General features: G+C 59.1%; 18 protein-coding genes. 10 read left to right on the forward strand and 8 right to left on the reverse strand.

Annotated features, from left to right (window positions below; all coding sequences use genetic code 11):
• The 4 genes from OMR58_RS07135 to OMR58_RS07150 are packed head-to-tail and all read right to left on the reverse strand — an operon-like array spanning position 1 to position 5,113.
• Positions 1 to 780, reverse strand: coding sequence for an ATP-binding cassette domain-containing protein (locus tag OMR58_RS07135; RefSeq protein WP_264545563.1), 780 nt, complete (start codon positions 778 to 780; stop codon positions 1 to 3).
• On the reverse strand, positions 777 to 2,570 hold the full coding sequence (locus tag OMR58_RS07140; RefSeq protein WP_264545564.1) for a dipeptide/oligopeptide/nickel ABC transporter permease/ATP-binding protein: 1,794 nt from the start codon (positions 2,568 to 2,570) through the stop codon (positions 777 to 779). The genes OMR58_RS07135 and OMR58_RS07140 overlap by 4 nt, the downstream gene beginning before the upstream one ends.
• Positions 2,567 to 3,514, reverse strand: a complete 948-nt coding sequence (locus tag OMR58_RS07145; protein ID WP_264545565.1) for an ABC transporter permease — start codon at positions 3,512 to 3,514, stop codon at positions 2,567 to 2,569. Before OMR58_RS07145 ends, OMR58_RS07140 begins: the two co-directional genes overlap by 4 nt.
• A gap of 21 nt (positions 3,515 to 3,535) precedes the next feature.
• Positions 3,536 to 5,113 (reverse strand): ABC transporter substrate-binding protein, encoded by a 1,578-nt coding sequence (locus tag OMR58_RS07150; protein WP_264545566.1) that lies wholly within the window; start codon positions 5,111 to 5,113, stop codon positions 3,536 to 3,538.
• Between the two features lie 124 nt (positions 5,114 to 5,237).
• Between OMR58_RS07150 and OMR58_RS07155 the strand changes: the two genes are divergently transcribed.
• Entirely contained in the window at positions 5,238 to 5,888 is a 651-nt protein-coding gene (locus tag OMR58_RS07155; protein ID WP_264545567.1) for a DUF1028 domain-containing protein, read from the forward strand.
• A 16-nt stretch (positions 5,889 to 5,904) separates the two neighbouring features.
• On the opposite strand, the gene OMR58_RS07160 is transcribed toward OMR58_RS07155, so the two are convergent.
• Both OMR58_RS07160 and hpxD read right to left on the reverse strand, forming a co-directional pair.
• The gene (locus tag OMR58_RS07160) at positions 5,905 to 6,870 is read right to left on the reverse strand and encodes a PDR/VanB family oxidoreductase (RefSeq protein WP_264545568.1); all 966 of its coding nucleotides are present in this window, start codon (positions 6,868 to 6,870) and stop codon (positions 5,905 to 5,907) included.
• 12 nt (positions 6,871 to 6,882) lie between these two features.
• The gene (gene hpxD / locus OMR58_RS07165; protein WP_200546056.1) at positions 6,883 to 7,920 is read right to left on the reverse strand and encodes a molybdenum cofactor-independent xanthine hydroxylase subunit HpxD; all 1,038 of its coding nucleotides are present in this window, start codon (positions 7,918 to 7,920) and stop codon (positions 6,883 to 6,885) included.
• Positions 7,921 to 8,046: 126 nt separating this feature from the next.
• Between hpxD and hpxR the strand changes: the two genes are divergently transcribed.
• A complete protein-coding gene (hpxR, locus tag OMR58_RS07170; protein WP_200561125.1) occupies positions 8,047 to 8,964 on the forward strand; it encodes a LysR family hpxDE operon transcriptional regulator HpxR in 918 nt (305 codons plus the stop codon).
• A gap of 6 nt (positions 8,965 to 8,970) precedes the next feature.
• On the opposite strand, the gene hpxO is transcribed toward hpxR, so the two are convergent.
• Complete coding sequence (gene hpxO, locus OMR58_RS07175; RefSeq protein WP_264545569.1) at positions 8,971 to 10,125, reverse strand: FAD-dependent urate hydroxylase HpxO; 1,155 nt, start codon at positions 10,123 to 10,125, stop codon at positions 8,971 to 8,973.
• Between the two features lie 358 nt (positions 10,126 to 10,483).
• On the opposite strand from hpxO, the gene OMR58_RS07180 reads away from it, so the two are divergent.
• The 6 genes from OMR58_RS07180 to OMR58_RS07205 all read left to right on the forward strand — a co-directional run bounded on the left by OMR58_RS07180 (position 10,484) and on the right by OMR58_RS07205 (position 16,443).
• Positions 10,484 to 11,869, forward strand: coding sequence for a nucleobase:cation symporter-2 family protein (locus OMR58_RS07180; RefSeq protein ID WP_264545570.1), 1,386 nt, complete (start codon positions 10,484 to 10,486; stop codon positions 11,867 to 11,869).
• A complete protein-coding gene (gene uraD, locus OMR58_RS07185) occupies positions 11,847 to 12,347 on the forward strand; it encodes a 2-oxo-4-hydroxy-4-carboxy-5-ureidoimidazoline decarboxylase (RefSeq protein WP_264545571.1) in 501 nt (166 codons plus the stop codon). The genes OMR58_RS07180 and uraD overlap by 23 nt, the downstream gene beginning before the upstream one ends.
• Entirely contained in the window at positions 12,344 to 12,670 is a 327-nt protein-coding gene (gene uraH, locus OMR58_RS07190; RefSeq protein ID WP_105591495.1) for a hydroxyisourate hydrolase, read from the forward strand. The genes uraD and uraH overlap by 4 nt, the downstream gene beginning before the upstream one ends.
• 412 nt (positions 12,671 to 13,082) lie before the next feature.
• A complete protein-coding gene (locus tag OMR58_RS07195; protein ID WP_172606545.1) occupies positions 13,083 to 13,715 on the forward strand; it encodes a DUF2272 domain-containing protein in 633 nt (210 codons plus the stop codon).
• A 335-nt stretch (positions 13,716 to 14,050) separates the two neighbouring features.
• Positions 14,051 to 14,881, forward strand: coding sequence for a BglG family transcription antiterminator LicT (gene licT / locus OMR58_RS07200; RefSeq protein ID WP_264545654.1), 831 nt, complete (start codon positions 14,051 to 14,053; stop codon positions 14,879 to 14,881).
• Positions 14,882 to 15,039: 158 nt separating this feature from the next.
• On the forward strand, positions 15,040 to 16,443 hold the full coding sequence (locus tag OMR58_RS07205; protein ID WP_264545572.1) for a glycoside hydrolase family 1 protein: 1,404 nt from the start codon (positions 15,040 to 15,042) through the stop codon (positions 16,441 to 16,443).
• A gap of 51 nt (positions 16,444 to 16,494) precedes the next feature.
• Here OMR58_RS07205 and OMR58_RS07210 read toward each other — a convergent pair whose 3' ends face one another.
• Positions 16,495 to 17,943 carry a DUF1593 domain-containing protein gene (locus tag OMR58_RS07210; protein ID WP_234471913.1) on the reverse strand — a complete coding sequence of 483 codons (1,449 nt, stop codon included), beginning with the start codon at positions 17,941 to 17,943 and terminating at the stop codon, positions 16,495 to 16,497.
• A gap of 446 nt (positions 17,944 to 18,389) precedes the next feature.
• Between OMR58_RS07210 and OMR58_RS07215 the strand changes: the two genes are divergently transcribed.
• Positions 18,390 to 20,366 (forward strand): beta-glucoside-specific PTS transporter subunit IIABC, encoded by a 1,977-nt coding sequence (locus OMR58_RS07215; RefSeq protein WP_264545573.1) that lies wholly within the window; start codon positions 18,390 to 18,392, stop codon positions 20,364 to 20,366.
• 200 nt (positions 20,367 to 20,566) lie between these two features.
• Entirely contained in the window at positions 20,567 to 22,261 is a 1,695-nt protein-coding gene (locus OMR58_RS07220) for a carbohydrate porin (protein WP_264545574.1), read from the forward strand.
• Positions 22,262 to 22,484 lie beyond the last annotated feature (223 nt).

Below are 22,484 nucleotides of genomic sequence, written 5' to 3' on the forward strand. Positions count from 1 at the left end.
TCACAGACGGGGGGCGCTGGCCAGCAGACTCTGCGTGTAGCGGTGCTGAGGTGAACGGAACAGCGTGGCGTTATCGGCACATTCTACCAAATCTCCGTGATACATCACCGCTACCCGATCGGCAATCGACTCGACCACCGCCAGATCGTGGCTGATAAACAGGTAGGAGAGGCCAAACTGTTCTTTTAACTGCTCCAGCAGCAGCAGAATCTGCGCCTGTACCGACACATCCAGCGCGCTGACCGGTTCATCCAGCACCAGAATACGTGCTTCGGCGGCCAGGGCCCGCGCCAGCGCCAGACGCTGGGCCTGCCCGCCGGAAAACTCGTGCGGATAGCCAATCAGCGCATCGGCGGGCATTTTCACCGCCTCCATCAGCTCCAGCATCCGCGCTTTTCTTTTGGCGCTGCCGTAGCCACACAGCGCTTTCAGCGGCACGTCCAGCGTCTCAGCGATGGTTTTTCGTGGGTTCAGAGAAGCGACCGGGTCCTGAAAGACATACTGGATCAGCCGTCCGTTCTCTTTGGCGCTGCGCCCCGGGCCTGCCTCGTTACCCATCAGGCGAATGGTGCCCGATGTCGGCGTCTCCAGCCCGACCAGCATGCGCGCCAGGGTACTTTTTCCCGAGCCGCTTTCGCCTACTACCGCCAGCGTTTCACCGGCGGCAAGATGCAGGGAGATCCCTTTTACCGCCTGCACCTGATGAGCCGCCGGGCTGAACCAGCGCGCGGCGTGGCTGAAGGTTTTCGTCAGGTTTTCCACCTCAATCACGTTGCTCATACGCGCTCCTGTTGGGGCTGGCTGCCGGGATAAAGTGCCGCGACCTGGCGCAGGAAATCACGGCCCTGGCCAGCTTTCGGCACGCTGGCGATCAGCCGCCGGGTGTAATCATGCTGCGGATTTGCCAGGACGGTGGCGGTATCGCCGCTTTCTACGATCTCGCCGTGGCGCATCACCGCCACACGGTCGCAGATTTGCGCAATCACGCCGAAGTCGTGGGTGATAAACAGCAGCGTCAGCCCGCGCTGGCGGCGCAGGTTTTGCAGCAGCTCAAGAATGCGCGCCTGCACGGTAACGTCCAGCGCGGTGGTCGGTTCATCGGCGATGATGATCTCCGGGTCGTTCGCCAGCGCCATCGCAATGCCCACACGCTGGCGCTGACCGCCGGAAAGCTGATGCGGCCAGGCGTTAAAGCGCGCGGCGGCATCGGGAATACCGACGTCCTCCAGCAGGGCCACGGCTTTTTTCCGCGCCTCGCTGCGCGACAGCGGTCTGTGCGCCTGAATCGCCTCAACGATCTGGTCACCGATACGTAACTGCGGATGCAGTGTGCTCAGCGGGTCCTGGAAAATATAGGCCACGCGCGCGCCGCGCCGCTGGCGCAGGGCATCAGGGGAAAGCGACAGCATCTCTTCGCCGCCGACGTACACCGCGCCGCCGCTGATTTCCCCCGGCGGCGAGGCCAGCAGGCCCATGATTGACAGTGCGGTAACGCTTTTGCCCGAGCCGCTTTCGCCAATCAGCCCCAGGCATTCCCCGCGTTGCAGATGGAAGCTGATGCCCTTTACCGCCTGCTGAGTCTGTTTTCCTGCGCGGAAGCTGACCTTCAGATCCACCACCTCCAGCAGTGTGTCTTCGGTTTTTGCCGCCGGTACGGCAGGGCGGGTGACGGTGGTGACCGCCTGCGCACGTTGCAGCACGCCGGAGCGCAGGCGCGGATCGAGCAGGTCGCGGATGCCGTCACCCAGCAGGTTAAAGCTCATCACCAGCAGGAAAATCATAATTCCCGGCACCAGCGATACGTGCGGGGCGCTGAACATCTGCGCGCGACCCTGGCCGAGCATGGAGCCGAGGTCGGCATCCGGCGGCTGGGTGCCGAGGCCGAGGAACGACAGCCCGGCGGTTTCCAGAATCATCCAGCCGATGGTGGTAGACATGGTCACCACGATCACCGGCATCACGTTGGGCAGCACTTCGGTAAACAGCACCGAAGCGTGACTTTTGCCGGAGAGCCGCGCCGCCTGCACGAAGTCGCGCTGGCGCAGGCCGACGGCCAGGCCGCGAATATTACGGGCGAAGAAGGGAATATTGACCACGGCGATGGCGTACAGCGCGTTCAGCAGCCCCGGCCCCAGCACCGCGACAATCGCCAGCGCCAGCAGGATATAGGGGAAGGCCATCAGCATATCGATCAGCCTCATCAGCAGGCTGTCGGTGCGGCCGCCCGCGTAACCCGCCAGCAGGCCGATCAGCGTGCCGAACAGCGCTGCCAGCAGCGTGGCGCTGATGCCCACCGCCAGCGACACCCGCGTTCCCCAGATCAGGCGTGAGAGCACATCGCGCCCCAGCGGATCGGTGCCCAGCAGATGCCCCGGCGACAGCGGCGGCAGCAGGCGCTGCAGCAGGTTGGTGGCATCCGGATCGGCCAGCGGCAGCAGCGGCGCGCAGAGGGCGACGATCGCCGTCAGCAGCAGAATAATCAGCCCCAGCGTCGCCAGGCGATTCGCCAGCAGCAGCGACCAGAGCGACGGGCGGTGGCGCGCAGAGGGCGCATTCAGAATCTGGCTCATGATTTTAACCTCGGGTCGAGAAGCGCCTGCAGGATGTCGGCGCACAGGTTGATCAGCACATAGACCGCGGCGGCCACCAGTACGCCGCCCTGTACCAGCAGCAGATCGCGGGTGGCAACGGCTTTCACCAGCATCGCGCCCAGCCCCGGCCACTGGAAGACGGTTTCAATGTACACCGCGCCGCCCAGCACGAAACCGGCCTGAATGCCGATGACCGGGATCACCGACACCAGCGCCATGCGGAAGGCGTGGCGGTAAATCACCTTCGACTCGCTCAGGCCGTTGGCGCGGGCGGTGCGGATAAAGTCCTGGCGCAGCACTTCCAGCATTGCGGTGCGGGTCAGGCGGGCGATCACCCCGGTGGCAACAATCGCCAGAGTAATGGCGGGCAGCGCCAGATGATGCAGCAGATCCAGCCAGTCACCGCCGCCCCAGATGGCGAACATCCCCGAGGCCGGGAACCACTGTAGCTGTACGGCGAACAGCATAATCATCAGCAGGCCGATCCAGAACGAGGGCATGGAAATCCCCACCAGCACGCACAGGGTGATCAGCCGGTCGCCCCAGCCGAACTGGCGCAGCGCGGAGGCAATCCCCGCCAGCAGTCCGAGCACGGTACTAAGGAGCAGCGCGCTGCCGCCGAGGATCAGCGTGGCCGACAGCCTTTGCAAGACCTCGTCAATCACCGGGCGGTTCAGCACGTAGGAGCGGCCAAAGTCGCCGTGCAGGATGTTGCCGATCCAGATCAGATACTGCTGCCACAGCGGCTTATCCAGACCGAGATCGCGGGTGATGCGTTCGACGTTTTCCGGCGTGGCCCAGGCACCCAGCAGCGCCTGGGCCGGATTGCCGGGGAGCATCGCCATAATCAGAAAGACGATCAGCGAAAGCCCGATAAAGATGGGAACGATCGCCAGGACGCGTTTTAGCGTGTAGTGCCACATAGTCAGGCTCCTGCGTCGGCGTTACTGTTTGGTCACCCGGTTGAGTAACAGGTTAAAGTTCGGTTGCAGGGAAAAATGATTGATGCGCGTGGAGGTCACGGCATTCTGCTTCCAGTTGGCGACAAACAGCCACGGCGCATCGTTATGCACGATCTGCTGCACCTGGCGGTAAAGCTGCCCGCGCTCGGCGTTATCGGTGGTCAGACGGGCTTTCTCCAGCAGCGCATCTACCTGTGGATTGCTGTAGTAGCCCGAGTTAAAGCCGCCTTTTTTTGGCCAGGCTTCCGTGCGCAGGGTTAAAAACGGCAGGGTATCCGGGTCGTTGGTCATCCACGCCATTTCTGCCATATGGGTCTGCGGCGTCAGTCCGGCGTTGACCTTCGACAAATAGGTGTTCCATTCATAAGTTTCAATTTTCACATTCAGTCCGACCGCTTTCAGATCGGCCTGAATGGCGGTGGCCATCGGCACCGGGTCGAGCATCCCCGATCCCCCCTCCGTGACGTAGAAGGTCAGGGTTGAACCTTCCGCTCCCGCCGCTTTCAGCAGCTCGCGCGCCTTCTGCGGATCGTAGGGATATGCCTTCACGTCGGGGTTCGCCGCCCAGCTGAACGCCGCCGGGATCGGGCCGTCGGCCACGTCTGCCGAGCCCTGGAGAATATTGTCGACCAGCGACTGCTTGTTCACCGCGTAGTTCACCGCCTGGCGCACGCGGACGTCGTTAAACGGCGGCACCTGAGCATTCAGCATCACGTACCAGACGTGCGGCCCGGTGGTTTCATACAGACGGAAGCGTTTGCGCTTCTCCGCGAACAGTTTCACCGTATCCGGCGGCACTTCCACCATCGCGTCGATCCCGCCCGAAAGCATTTCCGCCACGCGGGTATTGCCGTCGGTAATCGGCCGGAATACCACGGTGTTGACCGCCGGTTTACCGTCCCAGTAAGACGCATTAGCGGTCACCACTACGCGCTGGTTGGCCCGCCATTCGCCAAACTGAAACGCCCCGGTTCCCACCGGATGGCGACCAAAATCCTTACCGTATTTTTTCACCGCGCTGGGTGACACGATCAGCCCGGTCGGGGTCGCCAGATTGGAGAGAAACGGCGCGAAGGGCTCTTTCAGGTGAAACACCAGCGTCTGTTCATCCGGGGTGTCAATGGACTGAATGCTGGAGAAGAAAAACGACAGCGGGAACGGTCCGGTATCGTGCCACGGGTTCTTCTCATCGATCATACGATCGAAGGTGAACTTCGCGGCCTCGGCGTTAAACGGCGTGCCGTCGTGGAAGCGCACGTTGTCGCGCAGGTGAAAACGGTAAGTCAGTCCGTCCGGGCTGATTTCCCAGCGGGTGGCCAGCGCCGGTTCGATATCCAGTTTACCTTCGCCGTTGCGCACCAGTCCGTCATACATATTGACCAGAATGCGCGAGTCGTTGGCGGCGGTTGCGACCTGTGGATCGAGCGACTGCGGTTCGGCCACCTGGCCTATCAGCAGCGCATCGGCGGGCGTGGCGGCCTGCGCCAGCGGTGCACCGAGCAGCGGGCACAGCAGCAGGGCACTTCTGATTATAACCTTGATTCGTCGCGTACTCAGCATGGTGGCCTCTTCTGCTTCGGGGAGTGAATTCCGGTTGTCCTGATTATTATTTATGCGTATAAATAGAGTTTATTGCAATAATTTATCCATATAAATTTAGTCTGACCCTGCGACTGGAGCTGACATGACTTTCTCAATCGTCGCGCGCGATCCGCGCACCGGCGCATTCGGTGCGGCCACGGCCACCGCAGGCCCGGCGGTCGGCGCGCTGGTGATCCACGGTGCCGCGCGGGTAGGAGCGATTGCCACCCAGGCGATGACCAATCCGCTGTATGGCATTCAGGGCATTGCGCGTTTGCGTGAAGGATTTACCGCCACCGAAACGCTGGCGATGCTGCTGCGGGAAGACCCGGAAGCGGCGCGCAGGCAGGTGATGATCGTCGATCGCAGCGGCAGCGTGGCGCACTGGAGCGGCCCGCTGTGTGGCGTGTATGCCGACAGCCTGTCGGTGAACGACGGCGCGGTCGGAGGGAATTTACTGCTTAATGCGGAAACGCTGGCGGAGATGCGCCGGGAATACCAGCTGCGCAGCGAGCTGCCGTTTGCCGACAGGCTGCTTGCGGCAATGCGCGCCGGAGCGATGGCGGGCGGCGACAGGCGCGGCATGCATTCGGCCGCATTGAAAATCTGGTATGACCGTGAATACCCCGACGTCGACGCCCGCGCCGACTGGTCCGCCGCACCGCTGGATACTCTGCAGGAAGTGCTGCACCAGCTGCGTCAGCCGCTGTTTGCCGGGTTCTTTGCCGAGATCCCGAAAGGGGACCCGCAGTAGCGAGGGGCTCTGCCTTTCAAAGATCGATAACAATCTCCCCGGAGTGGCTGCGTGAGCAGCACAGCGCAATATGCTGCGTAGGGGCGGTTTTTTCCTGTTCGGACTGCACGGTATCGCGGTGATCGATAATACCGTCGATGACCGGCGTCAGGCAGGCACCGCACAGGCCCATCTCGCAGGAGAGCGGCACGGCCACGCCGTTTTCCATCAGCACCTGGGCGATGCTCTTGTTTCCCGGAACCGGCCAGCGTTCCCCGGTCGACCCCAGCTTGACGGTAAACGTGCCGTCCTGCGATCCGCCCGCCGTCGGGGCAACGGGCTGGAAGGCTTCGCTGTGGATCTGATCTGCCACCCAGCCTTTCGCCCGTGCGGTTTCCGCCACCGCAGTCATAAACCCCTGCGGCCCACAGGCGTAAAGATGCTGTTCACCCTGTGGAGCCGTGATGGCCTGCGCCAGCCGGTGGCGCGGGCTGCCGCCTTCGTCGGAGCAGTGAACGGTACACAGCGCCTCACTGCCGCTTTCCAGCAGTTCAGCGATAAACGCGGCGCTGCGGCGGCTTTTGACAAAGTAGTGCAGTTCAAAAGGCGTGCCTGCCGCCTTCAGTCGCAGCGCCATGGCATACAGCGGGGTGATGCCGATCCCCGCTGCCAGCAGCAGCACCCGCCCGGCAGGATGCAGGGGAAACAGGTTGCGTGGGGCGGAGATCATCAGCCGCTGGCCGGGGCGCAGCGTGTCGTGAATATAGCGCGATCCCCCGCGTGATGCAGCTTCACGCGCCACGCAGATCAGATAGCGGTTCGCCTCACCGGGGCCGGTCAGCGAATACTGACGGATCAGTCCGCAGGGCAGGTGGAGGTCGATATGCGCACCGGGCTGCCACGCCGGCAGCGGCGCAGCACCGGTGCCGACCAGGCTGACGGCCAGACTTTTGTCGCCCTGGCACCACAGGCCGTCGACTCTTGCTTCCAGCATCTCACTCATCGCAGCCTCCGGTCAGACGAGGAAAAATTCGCCAAAGCCCATTTTTTTCAGGCCGCGACGGTAGGCAATCGAACTGCGATCGGCGGGAATATGCGCCTCCAGAGTGAGGTCCAGCGGCAGTCTTTCCGGGCGCTGAGTCTCCACCATCAGCCGGTCTTCCTCAAACACCCGCAGGTTGAAGGCATGCACGTCCTCCACCGGCACGTGAAGATCGACATTGCGGGCGATCGGCGCAAACATACGGGTGACCCTGGCCGACACCGGTGACGCGGCGTTCATAATCACCATTCGCTCATCGCCCGGAAAATGAATGGTCAACGTGGCGGTAAACGGCAGGTGCATTTCAAAATGCCGCAGCCACTGGAAGCCTTCCGGCGCACGGTATTCCGAGTGCGGCGCGTAGTTGCTGACCGAACTCCAGTAGTCGGCAACGAAGCCGAACGGCGTGTCCTGCGGTTTGTAGTCCGGCACCAGCTGGTTGTCGGCGTCGGCAAAGGTATCGGTGTGTACCCAGGCAAAGTGGGCAACGTCCAGGAAACCTTCTACCTGGCGACCGGCGAAGCCGTTGACCTCAAAGCCCGGGCAGTTTATCTGTTGGTAGCCCTCTGCATCCCAGAGCGGCATGGTCGGCAGCGGCGGCGGGTTTTCAGCATCAAAGTCCAGGCAGGTCCAGATCAGTCCGTAGCGCTCTTCCACCGCATAGCTCATCAGGTTGAGCTTGGCCGGCACCGGCTGGTCCGGGCTGGATGGAATGCGGTTACAGCGGCCGTCTTCGCCGAAGCGCAGGCCGTGGTACGGGCAGATAATCCCTTCCTCATCGTGAAAACCCAGCGTCAGCGGTACGCCGCGATGCGGGCAGACGTCGCGTGCAACGACGACTTTGCCCTTGATGCGATAGATCACCAGCTGTTCGTCCAGCAGCGTGGCTTTCACCGGCGCGGCGTCGATGTCGCAGGCGCGGGCTACCGGGTGCCAGCATTTCGCCAGCTTCAGCCAGTCGTCCGGCTCGAAGGTGCAATGCGCGGGGGGAGTGGGTTTGTGCGTGTTCATCGTTGGCCTTCCTGCTCACAAAAAATACTGGTTTAGTTGTTGTGGGTTTATTGTTGTCATATTAGGGTGTACGCATCCATCAGCATTAATTCACCAGGGTGTTGCAAAAATGAGTACAGGTGCCGCATGAGTCCGTTTTCACGTTTTGCGCTCTACTTTGCCGAAGTGGCCCGCTGCGGCAGCCTGCGCCGGGCGGCGGAAAAGCTGCATATTTCCGCCTCGGCGATTAACCGCCAGATCCTGCAGGCTGAAGAAGAATTTGGTACTCCGCTGTTTGAACGCCTGCCGGAAGGGCTGCGGATGACCACGGCGGGGGAGCTGCTGTATGACAATATTCTGCGCTGGCAGAAGGAGTTTCGCCTGACCCGGCAGAAGTTTGATGAGCTACAGGGGCTGCGGCGCGGCACGGTCAACGTCGGGCTGGTGCAGGCGCTGGCCGAAGGCAGTTTTGCCACCGCGCTGTCCGACATCATCGCCGACTGTCCGTGGCTGGAACTGGTGTTACAGGTGGCCGACAGCCATACGGTCAGCCAGCGAATACGCCAGGCCGATCTCGATTTCGGGCTGATCCTCGATCCTGAAGGGCAGGCGGGGCTGAGCGTGCTGGCGTTTGTCGAGCTGGAGATGGGGATGGTGATGCGCGCGGATCATCCGCTGGCATCCTCCGGGCGCATTTCGCTGGGCGAGCTGAGCGGCGAGCGCCATATCCTTCCCGGCGCGCCGCTGATCGTTCACGAGCGGGTGGCGATGCTCTACCGCCACCACGATTTTTCACCGGCAAACACCGTCAGCTGTAATGATATTCGGCTGATCAAATCGCTGCTGCTGAAGGGCAGCGGCGTAACGGTGCTGAGCCTGCTGGACGTTCACGATGAAGTGAAGCGCGGCCAGCTGGCGTTTGTTCCTTTGCGCGGCACGCTGCTGCGGCCGCTGACGCTGGCGCTCTGTACCGCCCCTTCGCGCCAGCTTTCGCGCCCGGCGCAGATGGCGATTCAGAAGCTGACGGCGGTGCTGGAGGCGATGCAGCCCACAGTCGAAACCTGAGTGGCGTCAGCCCAGTGGCCCGCCCTGAATGGTTTCGCACATGCCGTTGATGATGCGTTCCCCGGTTTCCTCCTTCAGTTCCTGATACCAGGCCTGGGTGAGCGCCATATCCTTGCCGTGGGTCACGTCGCAGCGCTTGCGCGCCTTGAGCACCAGGTCACGCACGCGGTCGCAGCGCTGCGCTTCATATTCGCGCAGCGCCGATTCGATATCGCGGTGCTCGCGGAAAACGGCACCGAGTACCACCGCATCCTCCATCGCCGCGCAGCCGCCCTGGCCGATATCCGGCGTGGTGCTGTGCCCGGCGTCGCCCAGCAGCGCCACTTTCCCGCGCACCAGCCGGTCAAACGGCTCGATATCGTGGATCTCAATGCGGTTGGTGGTTTCCGGGTTCAGCGCCGCGATAAGCGTCTGTACCGGTGCGGCCCAGCCGCTGAAATAACGGCTCAGATCGGCGCGCAGCGTCGTGCGATCCTCCGGCAGCCCTGCCGGGAGCGGCACATCAAAGAAGAAGTAGAAGCGCCCGTCGGATACCGGCATCAGCGACACGCGCTTGCCTTCGCCCACGAAGGTGGTCCACTGTTCGGCAGGGGCAATGGCTTCATCGATCTGCACCAGGCCGTTCCAGTTAACGTAGCCCGCGTAGCGGCGCTCCGGCGTGTAGCCCAGGACATAAGGCCGCAGCGCCGAGTGGCTGCCGTCGGCGGCAATCAGGAAATCGCCTTGGGCTGAGGTGCCGTCGGTAAACCAGACGGTCACTCCGTCGCTGTTTTCCTCGGTGTGGGTCACCCGCTTGCCGAACTGCACCCGATCGCGCCCCCAGAAATCCAGCATCTCGCGCTGAAGTTCAGCACGGGAAACCGGGCAGGGGCGGCCGCCGGTACGTGAGATCAGCGGGGCCAGGCTGAACTGGGTGAGTACCTCACCGCGCAGATGATCCTGATAGGCCATGGAACGCAGCGGTCCGCCAAAGGTTTCAATAATCTCGCCCATGCCAAGGTGGTGCATGCACTTTACGCCGTTAGGCCAGATGGAAATCGCCGCACCCACCGGTTTGATCTCTTTTACCGCTTCGTATACTTCGCAGTCGATCCCTGCATTCTCCAGCGCAACCGCTGCGCTCAGGCCGCCAATGCCGCCACCGATAACTAATGCTTTCATTTTTCTCTCCTGTTCAGGCTTCGTTATGGGGTTCAGCAATTTGCGTACCAGGTCGGCAAAGGCGCTGGCGGCGGCGTTTCTATCGTAAGCAGGCGGTGTTGTGCCTCTTTTTAGTGCGATACATCGCAGTCTCTGCTTTATCGTGAATCAATAATTTCTTACCTGGTCATCAGGAATCTAACGTTTCATTCAGATGCGGTGATTTACAGGCGGACAAAACGACGTTATTGGTGAATTTATCTTATTGAAATTGCGTTGGTAATCGGCCGGAAAACAAATTATCCGCGCCGTTTTGGCGACTCTGGTCTGGTTTATGCAATGTGCTGATATCGCTTATTCGCAACGGGATGCAACAACCATGGCTGATGAAAAGAACGACACGCTGATTTACGGACTTGAGCAGAAGATCCCACCGCTTCCGGCGTTTTTCAGCGCGCTACAGCACGTGCTGGCCGGGCTGGTGGGGATTATCACTCCGCCGCTGATTATTGGTGCCACGCTCGGGCTGGGCGACTGGATGCCGTATCTGATCAGCATGTCGCTGCTGGCCTCCGGCATTGGTACGTTTCTTCAGTCCAACCGCGTTTGGGGCATCGGGGCGGGGATGATCTGCATGCAGGGCACCAGCTTTGCCTTTCTCGGCGTGGCGATTGCCGGTGGCATCTGGGTCAAAGGCCAGGGGGGCGGACCGCAGGATATTATGGCCATGCTGTTTGGCGTGAACTTCGTTGCCGCGCTGGTGCCGGTGATCGTCAGCCGCTTTATCGAACCGCTGAAAAAAATCTTCACCCCGATTATTACCGGCAGCGTGATTGCGCTGATCGGCATCAGCCTGATTAAAGTCAGCGTGATTAACTGGTGCGGCGGCGAGCAGTCGCAGGCGTTCGGCAGCATGAGCAATATCGCCCTCGGGGCCGTTACGCTGGGCGCGATCGTGCTGCTGAGCTGCGCGAAGAACCGCTGGCTGCGCCTCTCTTCGGTGGTGGTGGGCATTGCCGTCGGCTGCGTTGCCGCCGCGCTGAGTGGGAATTTTCACCTGACCGGCATCGGCGACACCTGGTTCCGTCTGCCGTCGCTGTTCCCGTTTGGCTTCCAGTTTAACAGCGCCATTTTCCTGCCGATCGCTTTAGTCTCGCTGGTGTGTATTCTTGAAGCAGTGGGCGATCTGACGGCTAACTGCCTGATCTCGAAACAGTCGATTGACGACGGCGCGTTCCGCTCTCGCCTGAAGGGCGGCATTCTGGCCGACGGCATCAGCTGCATGATTGCCGCTATGCTGTGTGCGTTTCCCAACACCACCTTTGCGCAGAACAACGGTGTGATTCAGATGACCGGCGTCGCCAGCCGCTACGTTGGCCGCTATATTGGGGTGATTCTGATCCTGCTTGGGCTGTTCCCGCCGTTTGGTGAGATCCTGCGGCAGATCCCCACGCCGGTGCTGGGCGGCGCGACGATGGTGATGTTTGGCTGCGTGGTGGCGGCAGGTATCCGCATTATTACTCAGGTGCCGTTAAACCGCCGCGATATGCTGATCGTCGGTCTGGCATTTGGCTTTGGCCTGGGCGTGGAGGCGGTTCCGGCGTTTCTCGCCCACTTCCCGCCGATTATCGGCAACCTGTTTGGCTCTGCGGCGACCAGCGGCGGGCTGGTGGCAATTGTCCTTAACCTGATTATCCCCGAAGAGAAAACCGCCGCGCCGGTCGCGGCAGCAAGGAGCAGTAATGACAGCGCTGAGTCACTTTAATCATCTTTCACCGCCGCAGGCGCTGGCCCTGATTGCGCCTTGCGTGGCAATCCCGGCGTGGAGCGAAGCCGTGGTTGCGGCACGCCCGTACGCCAGCCGCGAATCGCTGCTCGGCGCTGCACAGCAGGCGTCGCAGAGCTGGGGGGAAGCGGAGCTGAATCAGGCGCTGAGCGCCCATCCGCGCATCGGCGAAAAGCCCACCGGCAGCCAGGCGCACGCCGCGCTGTCGCGGCAGGAGCAGGGAGCCGTTAACGACCAGGACTCGCAGCTGGCGCTGGCACTGAAGGCGGGTAATGCCCGCTATGAGGCACGCTTTGGCCGGGTGTTCCTGATCCGCGCCAAAGGCCGCAGCGGCGAGGAGATCCTGGCCGCGCTGGCACAGCGTTTGAACAACAGCCACGCAGAAGAAGTGCAGGCGGCGCTGGAAGCGCTGCGCGAAATTACCCTGTTACGACTGGAAGGAGCAATAAGCGAATGACCACCCTCAGCACCCATATTCTGGATATTTCCACCGGTAAACCTGCCGGGGGCGTGGCGCTGCGGCTTGAGCAGGGCGATCAGGTTATCGCCAGCGGGCTGACCAACGCCAACGGACGACTGGGCGACTTCGCCCCCGCGCCGCTGCCACCAGGGCGCTACCGGCTGGTGGCGGAAACCGGCGACTGGTTTGCAGCAAAGGGGCTGGAGACGCCTTTCCCCTGCGCGCAGATTGATTTCATTATTCCGGCTGCGGCGGACGATCACTACCATCTGCCGTTTCTGATTGCCCCCGGCGGCTGGTCCACCTATCGCGGGAGCTGATCGGGCGGCGATCTACTCCGAAACGCAGGGCGATCGCCCTGCGTTTCAAAGGCGGCAGCGACCTGGATCGCCGCTGACGCCTGTTCCCGGCTCAGACCGTTATCCGCGATATCCCCTGATTGAATCGGCGATCTACCGTAAAAATTTTTTTGCCGGGTTAAAATATTGCTCTCAATGAAAAACATAATAAATTTCATTGGGTTAATGTTTTTCTTCAATGAAAGCAACGTGTTGGAAAAGGGGGCCGGTCAGGTTATTATCGCTTTCGGCAAACCGATACCAACGCCTTTCATAACGCCTGTCTCTGGAAAGCGAAAAGTTTACGCGTTTCATTTTTGGTTATTAAAAACTAAAAAAGTAATTAAATTTTTAACAGATGAGGTTTCATTTTTCACTAGTCTGTGGGGGATGTATGACTGTTTTTATCAAAGAACTTTTGTCGGCATGCGATCGCGAATATTCCAAATTCCGCTCGGGAACGCTGAAAGAATATGATGCTGCTGTTTATAAACGCGTTGGCGACTACTGGAAAGCCATCAATATAGATAATATAGATGGCAAAACGCTGTCAAAAGATAAACACGGGAAGTTTTATAATCCGGCATGGTCATCAGCCTTTGTTTCTTTCGTTGTTAAAAATGCCGGTGCAGGCGATCTGTTTAACTACTCCTCGGCGCATTGCCATTATATCGAATCGGCAAGGAAGGCGCGGCAAAACGGGACTAAAAGCGCTTACTATGCTGTATCACCTGATTCTGATATTCCTTCACCTGGTGATATTATTTGCTCGGGCCGAGAATATGCGAGCGAATACAGTTTTGAAAATGCCGAACTGGCGTATAAAACGGACAGTTTCTACCCTTCACACGGTGACGTGGTTATTTATGTTAATCGGGAACAGGGATACCTTATTACCATCGGTGGAAATGTCGGTAATTCCGTAAAACAGAAGAAAATACTCATCGATGAAAAAGGGTTTTTAGTAGACAGAGTGGATGGTAATAATCTTTTACCGTGGCTGGCTCTGTTGAAATGTCAGCTGTGAAGGATAACGGAAGATAAGCGATTATGCTTATTCTGAGTCTGCAGCAATTGGTGAACCGTGATTGCGCTGTGCCTTCCCCATCGGCAGCATTCCGGCGGGGAAGGGCCCCGCGATTTCGGTATCAGCAAAACCCGTCCGGGCATCAGTTCATGATTATCGTCACAGTTCCTGGCGAGGGCGCTTGAGACCGGCGGGATGATTCGTTATAACAGCCCCCTGGACGTTATCAGATAACTCTGAGCGAAACCTGATCGCATTGAAACCGTAATGGCTTCAATGCAATCAGGTTTTTTTTTGTCTTTTTTATGAAAAAGGTCACGTGAAAGATGGCTGCAATGATAGTCGATAAGATTCTGAGCAATAACGCGGTCCTGCTGATCAACGCCAGGCATGAAGAGGTGGTGGCGATCGGGCGCGGTATTGGTTTTGGTAAAAAGCCCGGGGATACGGTGGACGCCAGCGAGATCGAAAGCCAGTTTGTGAAAAAGTCCGAGGGGCTGGCGGATGTGTTCGCGCAGCTGCTGGCGGAGATCCCGCCGGCGAACCTGGCCGTGACCCAGCGTATTATCAACCTGGCGCAGCAGCGGCTGGCGATCACCGTGCAGGACACGCTGTTCCTGGCGCTCAGCGACCATATTAATTTCGCCATTCAGCGCCACAGCAACGGCCTGGCGATTAAGAACTTCCTGCTGTGGGATATCAAACGTTTTTACGCCGAGGAGTTTGCCGTCGGGCTGGAAGCGCTGGGGCTGATCGAGCAGGCGCTCGGTATTACGCTGCCGCAGGATGAGGCGGGATTTATCGCCCTGCATCTGGCCAATGCCAAAAACAACAGCGATATGCAGAGCACCATGGACAGTGCGACCATTATCAGGGATGTACTGAGCATTTTGCAGTACGATTTCAAGCTGACCTGGGATGAAGACTCGCTGGACTACCAGCGTTTTGTTACCCATTTGAAATTCTTCGCTCTGCGGCTGTTGAATCGTAAAACCGTGGCGCACGGCGACGACAGTATCTATCAGGGCATTACCGAAATGATGCCGAAGGCCTGGGCCTGCGCAAAGAAAATCTGTCACTACGTGGATAAAAACTATGGCTGCCAGCTCACCACCGATGAGGTGATGTTTCTGACCATCCATATCAATCGCCTCAGCGGCGGTTAAACTGATTTACAGGTCTTACTTCAGGGCGTAACTGAACCAATCAGGCGAAACCTGCTTCAGCAACGACATCTTACGATGCCGGTGCTGAGCAGGTTTTTTTGTTTTCAGGCCTGCGCAGCAGGCACGCAGTTAAATGAGTCATAAAGGAGAAGGTAACGATGAATATGGCATTCCCGGAAGGATTTTTGTGGGGCGGTTCGGTAGCGGCCAACCAGGTTGAAGGCGCATGGAACGAGGGTGGGAAGGGCGTTTCCACCTCCGATCTGCAACCGCAGGGCATCCACGGCAAGGTCGTTGAGCGTGACGCGGACAGCCACGGCGTGAAAGATCAGGCCATCGATTTCTATCACCGCTACCCGGAAGACGTGAAGCTGTTTGCCGAGATGGGCTTTAAAGTGCTGCGCACCTCCATTGCCTGGACGCGTATCTACCCCGAGGGTGATGAAACCCAGCCAAATGAAGAGGGGTTAGCGTTTTACGACCGCCTGTTTGATGAAATGGCGCGCTACGGTATCCAGCCGCTGATCACGCTGTCGCACTATGAGATGCCTTACGGGCTGGTGAAAAAGTACGACGGCTGGGGCGGCCGCGAAGTGATTGCGATGTTTGAACGCTATGCGCGCACGGTTTTCACCCGCTACCGCGATAAGGTGAAGTACTGGCTGACCTTCAACGAAATCAATATGGCGCTGCACGCACCGTTTACCGGCGTCGGACTGGCGGGGGAAAGAAGCAAGCAGGAAATCTATCAGGCAATCCATCATCAGCTGGTAGCCAGCGCCCGTGCGGTGAAGGCCTGCCACGAGATTATCCCGGATGCCAAAATCGGCAGCATGGTGCTGGGCGGGATCCGCTACCCGATCACCTGTAAGCCGGAAGATGTGCTGAAGGCGCAGAGCGTGAACCGCGACTGGCTGTTCTTTGGCGACGTGCAGGCGCGCGGGGCTTATCCGGCGTGGATACAGCGCTTCTTCCGCGAAAACGACATTGCGCTGAATATCACCGCGCAGGACGCTGCCGACCTGAAAGAGACGGTCGATTTTATCTCCTTCAGCTACTACATGAGCGGCTGTGCGGCGGCGCAGCCGGAGCTGTATCAAAGCTCGCGCACCAATATCATGAAGATGATCCCCAACCCGCACCTGCAAAGCTCCGAATGGGGCTGGCAGATCGACCCGCAGGGGCTGCGCTTCCTGCTCAACGAACTGCACGATCGCTACCTGAAGCCGCTGTTTATTGTGGAAAATGGTCTGGGGGCGAAAGACGTTCCGGCTGCGGACGGCTCGATCCAGGACGATTACCGCATCCAGTATCTGCAAGCCCATCTGGTGCAGGTGAGGGAAGCGATTGAAGACGGCGTTGAGCTGATGGGCTACACCAGCTGGGGGCCGATCGATCTGGTCAGCGCCGGTACTGCACAGATGTCTAAACGCTATGGCTTTATCTACGTTGACCGCGATGATGAAGGCAACGGCACGCTGGAGCGCCGCCGTAAGAAAAGCTTTTACTGGTATCGCGATGTGATCGGCAGCAACGGTGCCAGCCTGAACGATCCCGTCTGACCGTGAGAGATCGCGTTGCCCGGGCACCCTGTGTGCCCGGGCGTGCTGCCGTTATGGCGTTACGGTGACGATAGCGCGGCGGTAGGCGAACAGTGACGGCGTACCGTCATCCTGCACCTGCAGAATGATATGGAACGGCGTCGCTGTTTTCACCGCTGGCGCGGTAAAGCGGAGTGCCTCGCGCTCGGTATCCTCCAGCTTGAGGTCCGGGCCAAAGTGGATATTCATCGTGGTGGCGGTCGGTTCTTTGTACTGCCACCAGCGGTAGCTGAGGCGGTTATTATCCACATCGTGCGACCCCTTCGCCGACAGCTCTACCACTTCGCCCGATTTCACTTTTAGCTCGACGATCCCCTGTCCCGGCTGCCCGTTCAGCACCAGCTGCGGATTGTGGTTGGCCTTTTTCACGTCCGGGGTCACGCTCCACTGCATACGTGCGGCAAAATCATTTTGATACGCCTCGCGCCAGCGCCAGATGGTGGCACTGGCGGTGCGGTGGCTTTTGCCATCGACGCCGGTGACCGTATCGGAAGTGCTGGTGCGCAGCCCGCTACGGCTGTCGGGCGTGACCGCCGCATAGCGCCCGCCCCAGCCGCCGTACTCCGGATGTTCCGGCGCATTCAGTCCGTTTTGCAGCAGGTAGAGGAACGAGGGCGTATCGCCTTCCATGGTGTATTCAATGGCCGGATAGGCCGCGCCCAGCGGTCCCTGATTGCGGATGTTGCGGGCCAGCCAGTCGTTGTTGACCTGGCTCATATCGCCGCCTTCGGCAAAGCGCGACGACATGCCGCTCCAGGTGGCGATGAAATAGTCATTCCAGGCGTGAATGCTGGTGATATAGCGCAGTGCAGGGAACTGCGCCCGTATCCATTCGCCGGTATTGTCCTGATCGGATATCGCATAAACGCGGATTTTACTGACGAACGCCTCAACCTCTTCCGCGCTGCGGGTGGCGCGCACGTCGTACAGCGCCTGCGCCAGATCCACCGCGCCGCCCCAGACGTCGATCCACAGCGGGCGCGGGTCAGATTTATCCACCGACTTGATAATCAGCGCCGACGCCTCGGTAGATTTCCCCGCGCCGACGTAGTCCATGCCGTAACCGGCGCGACCGGCCCGCACGACCGAACGCAGTTCTTCGGCGCTCGGGTAGCCTTCCGCGTGCCTGCGCAGATTCGGTAGTGCCTGCGCATAGGCGTCGATGCGCTTGTGCATCATCTCCGGGTTCACCCGGTCACGCAGCCAGGTTGAGGTGGTGGCTATCAGCCCCTCCACGTTAAATTCGTTGCTGTACACCAGGAAGCGCACCAGCGACTGCGAGTCGTCCGGCTCATTGCCGATATCGGACAAAATCAGAATGCGCGTTTTCTGCTGTCCTGCCTGCGCCTGCGTTTGTTCCTGTTGCTGCGTCGCTGCCTGTTCCGCTGCGGCGAGGGCGGTGGTGCTGGTGAGGGTACAGGCGAGCATCGCGCCGAGTAGTGGGTTTAACCGGGCCATCATCTTTCTCCGTTGGGGATCGCCAAAAACAAAAAAACCTGCTTTCCGTTGCCGGGTAAGCAACAGAAAGCAGGTTTCGCCGAATGATCAGTAACGTCCTGAGGGCGTAGTTATAAGAACAGGGTACGGCCGGGGCAATCACTATTCCTGATAAATGTGATGCAGCCGCCGTATTTAATTCTTTTTCACCGCGGGCGGAATGAAAATTTAGTGATGACTTTCACAAAACCGGATATATCAGTGGAATTTCTTCAGCGGTATTGTTAAAAGAAGGGCGTTCGTCAGGACGTGACCAGAATTCTCTGGGCGAAACCTGGATAAAGCAGTGTGTTTTTTCACACTATTTTATCCAGGTTTTTTTTTGCTTTTTTTCCTGCTGGCCAGCGGATACAGGCAACGATCGTAAACGCACTGCAATGACTGTCGTCGATAAAACGGGAATTATTATCATGAATACTGAAGTGCTGGCAGGAAATATACTCAAGCTGGTGGGTGGGGAGAACAACGTTGCCTCGCTGGTGCATTGCGCCACGCGGCTGCGCTTTAAAATTATCGACAATAGCAAGGTCAATCAGCCGGAGCTGGAAGCGCTGGACGGCGTGATCACCGTGGTGAGAGGCTCCGGCCAGCTGCAGGTGGTGATCGGTAACCGCGTGCCGGATGTGTTCCGCGCAATCGGTGCCATCTCCGGGCTGCTGGACGACAGCAAAAGTAAAAAGGCGGCACCGGAGCAGCAAAACAGCGCCTCGGTACTGGGCCGACTGATCGATCTGGTGTCGGGAATTTTCACTCCGCTGCTGGGCGCGATGGCCGCCGCCGGGGTATTAAAGGGCGCGCTGGCGATTGTGCTGGCGGCGGGCTGGATGACCAGCAAAGAAACCACCTACATTATTTTGCATGCGGCCTCGGACAGCCTGTTCTATTTCCTGCCGATGCTGCTGGCGATTACCTCCGCGCGTAAATTTGAAACCAACGTATTTGTTGCGGTGTCGATTGCCGGTGCGCTGATTTATCCCAGCATCCAGCAGCTGTTTACCGCCGGTAATCCGGTGACCTTCTTCGGCCTGCCGGTGATGATGATGAAATATACCGGCACGGTGATCCCGATTATTTTCAGCGTCTGGCTGATGTCGATTCTGGAACGCTTCCTGAACCGCCATATTCACGAAAGCGTGCGTAATATCCTGACGCCGTTCTTCCTGCTGACGCTGATGGTGCCGCTGACGTTAATGACCATCGGCCCGGTGGGCGTTTCGGCGAGCGAAGCGGTGGCATCACTGTTTGTCAGCATCTACGGCATCAATCCAATTATTGCCAGCGCGCTGATGGCCGCATCGTGGCAGATTTTGGTGATCTTCGGCGTGCACTGGGGCTTTGTGACGGTCTTTATCAACGATATTTCGGTGATGGGCCACAGCTATCTGAAGGCGGCTTCCAGCCCGTCGGTGTTTGCCCAGTCCGGCGCGCTGCTGGCGGTGATGCTGCGTACCAAAGATAAAAAGCTTAAGGCGCTGGCGGGAAGCAGCTTTATCGCCTCGCTGTTCGGCATTACCGAGCCGGGTGTTTACGGTGTGACCCTCAAGCTGAAAAAGCCGTTTGTTTGCGCGGTGATCGCTGCCGGATTCGGCGGAGCCATTGCAGGCTATGCCAAAAGCTCAGCCATTTCCATGGGCATGCCGGGCCTGCTGACCCTGCCTATCTTCTACGGCGAAGGCTTTATCGGCTTTGTTATCGGCTGCGTGGTGGCCTTTGCCGCCAGCCTGGTGCTGACGCTGCTGGTCGGATTCGATGACCCGGCGCTGAAGAGCACGGCTCAAACCGCACCTTCTGCGCCCGCAACAGGGGAAAAACGCACCGTGAGCACGGAAACTTCTGCGGCAGCAACGGCAGCAACGGCAGCAACGGCAGCAACGGCAGCAACGGCAGCAACGGCAGCAATGGCAGCAATGGCAGCAACGGCGGCGCAGGTGGTCAACGAGCAGATCGCCGCCCCGATCTCCGGTACGGTGATCCCGCTGACGGCGGTCGATGACAAGGTTTTCTCCTCCGGCATTGTCGGCCAGGGCTTCGCCATTGTGCCGGATGAAGGGCGGGTGTACTCCCCGGTGGATGGCCATATCGCCAGCACCTTCGCCAGCGGCCACGCCATCGGCATTAACTCCACCGGCGGCGCGGAGATCCTGATCCACGTGGGTATCAATACCGTGCAGCTGGAAGGCCAGCATTTCCAGATGCAGGTGAAAGAGGGTGATGAAGTGAAAAAGGGCCAGCTGCTGCTGACCTTCGATCTCGATGAAATTAAGAAAGCGGGCTATGACACGGTGACGCCGGTGATTGTCACAAACAGTGAAGCGTGGCGTGAAATGCAGATTAGCGATAAACCACATTCTCGCTCTGGCGAACCGGTAATGGCGCTGTCGCTGTAACGAATTAACGCGCAGTAGAAATAAAGTCAGTAGCGGCGTTGGGCTGTCGCCGTCGTTAATAAAACAACATTGATGGTTAATTCAAACTATCCCTTCAGGACGTGACTGATTTAATTCAGGCGAGACCTGCAACCGGCGGAAATACACTCCGCTGGCGGCGGGTCTTTTTTTTTGCGGGGATGCAATACCCTGGGGTAATAATGAAAGCGAAACAACTGAATTATAAAAAAACGATGATCGCGGCGGCGTTATTCTCTTGCTACGCCGTCAGCGGTGAAGCCGTGGCGCAAAAACTGACGCTGGAGCAGCGCATGGAAATGTTGGAGGCGCAGCTTTTGGCTACCCAGCAGAAACTGCAGGCCTACGAGGATAAAGAACAGGCGCAGGCGGCTTCGGCTCGTGCTGATTCGGCGGCATCCGGTTCTCCGGCGGGTTCTGCTGCTTATGCTGCCTCGGCTTCGTCTGCGGGCAGCGTTACTTCTGGCGTTCCGGCGGCATCTTCATCAGGGAGATCGGCTGCTGGCGTTCCGGCAACCTCTGCACCATCGGTCGCCCGGACCGCCTCCGCCGCACCGCTGGAGCTGTCGCCGGACACGCTGAAGCAGATCAGTAAATATGTACAGGACGACACCGGTTTTAAATACTCCGGCTATTTCCGCTCCGGCTGGGCCAGCACCACCAACGGTGGGCCGAAGTCCTGGGGCGTGGGGTCGCTGGGGCGCTTCGGTAACGAATACGACGGCTGGTATAACCTGTCGCTGAAAAAACGCGCCTGGCGCGAGGGCGATAAATCCATCTGGGCTAACGTGCAGTTTGAGGGCGATTTAGGCTTAACCCAGAGCAATGAATCCTTCGAAAAGGGCATGTCCGGCGGCGGTATGGGCAAGCTCAGCAAGCTGTACGTAGAGGGTAACGGCCTGCTGCCGTTCGCGCCGGAAGCCTCGGTGTGGATCGGTAAACACACGCTGCCGCAGTATGAAATTCAGCTGCTGGACTGGAAAAGCAACCGCACGCTTTCCGGCGCGGGCATCGGGATTGAGAACTGGGCGATGCCGGTGGGATCGCTGAGCATGGCGCTGACCCGCAACGACATCGATAACTACAGCACGGTGTGTGCGGCGGGTTCCTCAACCTGTAGCGATACCACTCAGGTTAACGTCAATATCGCCGAAGTTCGCTATAAAAACCTGCCGATAACCGACAGCGTGACGCTGGAGCTGGGGGCGAAATACGCCTTCGCCAATCAGACCGATGAACAGAAAGAGGCGCAGGCGGATAACGACTACTACAAGGTCAAATCCTCCTGGCTTGGCCAGGCGATTCTGCGCAACCCGCTGCTTAACGGCACCAACGAATTGACGCTACAGGTGGCCGATAACTCGCTGGCCAGCCAGTTTATGAATATCTCCAGCGCCAACCCGGATTTTGACTACAACAGCTCCTACTACGGCATTCACAGTGACGGTATCGGCTGGCGCCTGGTCAGCCAGGGCGAGTTTTACCTGAGCGACAAGATCATCATGGCGCACGCGCTGGTCTACGGTCGCGGCCACGATCTCTACTCCACTTACACCGGCGCACACACCGACTTCGAAACCGCGCGCGCGGTGATCCGCCCGTCGTGGATCTGGAGCCGCACCATGCAGACCGCGCTGGAGCTGGGTTACTTTAACCAGCAGAACCGCGCCAACAACCTCAGCTTTGATGAGTCCGGCTATAAGGTGACGCTGGCACAGGTCTTTAAGGTGGATACCAGCATTCTGAACTCGCGCCCGGAAATCCGCCTGTACACCACCTATCTGAAGGCGCTGGAAAACGAGATCGACAGCACCACCTTTAACGACGGTAAAGATTATCAGATTAGCTTCGGCGTGCAGGCTGAAGTGGTGTTCTGATCTTCGGGCCGTCAGTGTTCAGGCCGTAGAGCAAAAAACGATGCCTCTCGCGAAATTCGCGGGGGGTATTTCTTATATTTAGCGCAATTTTATTGAAGACAGGCTTACCTGTTTGCACTGCGCTCCGACTACGTTTTCACTTCCTGACTTCCTGACTTCCTGACTTCCTGACTTCCTGACTTCCTGACTTCCTGACTTCCTGACTTCCTGACTTCCTGACTTC

Source organism: Erwinia sp. INIA01, assembly GCF_025947915.1.
GTDB classification, from domain to species: Bacteria; Pseudomonadota; Gammaproteobacteria; order Enterobacterales; family Enterobacteriaceae; genus Erwinia; species Erwinia coffeiphila.